1 protein-coding gene is annotated in these 1110 nt (G+C 40.8%); it reads right to left on the bottom strand.

The features are described from left to right. Positions 1-174: 174 nt before the first annotated feature. On the bottom strand, positions 175-1110 hold a 936-nt coding region (locus tag HT689_RS08490), incomplete at its 5' end, for an IS30 family transposase (protein ID WP_173251472.1).

Raw genomic sequence — 1110 nt, 5'->3', positions numbered from 1 at the left:
CCGTGTCAGGGTAAGTTCCACTGGTTTTAATCATGCTTTATTTCATCGTTTTTGTAGCCGAAAGGAATCGAAAAAAAGAGCGCACAAAATCCCGTCATCTGAAAGCGTTTCAGATTAAGTTCCGCTATGGTGGAAGTTAGTGTGAGACGTTTGAATAGGGTTTTAGGTTAGTTTTTAGAACTTATGTTGGAGTAATGTAGACGACTGACAGACGTCTTCTGCAGGTATTTTAGAAATGCCGAGAAGCTTAGGAATCTCTTCTCCATAGGTAAATGCAAAGAGCTCATAGGCTGACTTTCCATTCAAAGCAGCACGTTTGACGCTGTTGACATGCGAACAAACGAGATTGATATCCTCTTGAGTTAAGTTGTCAAAAGAAGTTCCTTTAGGTAGAATATCGCGAATCAGCGTGTGATTTTTCTCAATTCTCCCTTTCTGGTCAGAGCGATTAGGGTTACAAAAGAAGAGTTTACTCTCTCCTCGCACATCCATTTCGATATCATCGACCCTGGCAAACTCTCCTCCATTATCGGTAAGAATGACAGGAAAGAGTTGGAAGAAATCTTTGTCAGCTTGGTGAAGAGTGTTCTTGATGTCATAGAGGTGTTTGGTAACCTCAAGGGCAGTTTTATTATCCAGCAGTCTAGCGAAGATAAAGTTACAGAAAGATAGATTGAAGGTGAGTAGGACTTTACCTCCCATTCTGCCCATAACTGTATCCATTTCCAACCAAGAGTCTAGTTGCTTAAGAGCTAAATAATTTAGGAAATCCTCATAGGAGCGGCCTTTCTTAGCTTCTTTAGGGATGGAAGGTAGCTTACTTTTCCGTCTTTCTTTGAATTTAACGGCTCTGGTTAGGTCAATAGGAGCGATAGATAGGTATCCTTTTCGGATGTGTCGATAGACAGTTGAGGAGCTGACATCGAGGTTGTGAGTTTTGAGGATATGATAGATGTGTTGTCCCTTTTTAACACCATCAGAAATGACTTTGTCCATTTCCCAGAAGGTCTTGGAATTGAGGGGAGTTCCTTCACGAGATTCAACAAGAGTTTGTTCGTACTGTTTTTGAGCTTGTTTAGCGAGGTATAAAATCTTCTTATAGCCACAATT

The sequence above is a fragment of the Streptococcus sp. 2342 genome (assembly GCF_013276795.1).
In the GTDB taxonomy this organism is placed as follows: Bacteria; Bacillota; Bacilli; order Lactobacillales; family Streptococcaceae; genus Streptococcus.
This window is presented reverse-complemented; position numbering and strand designations above follow the sequence as displayed.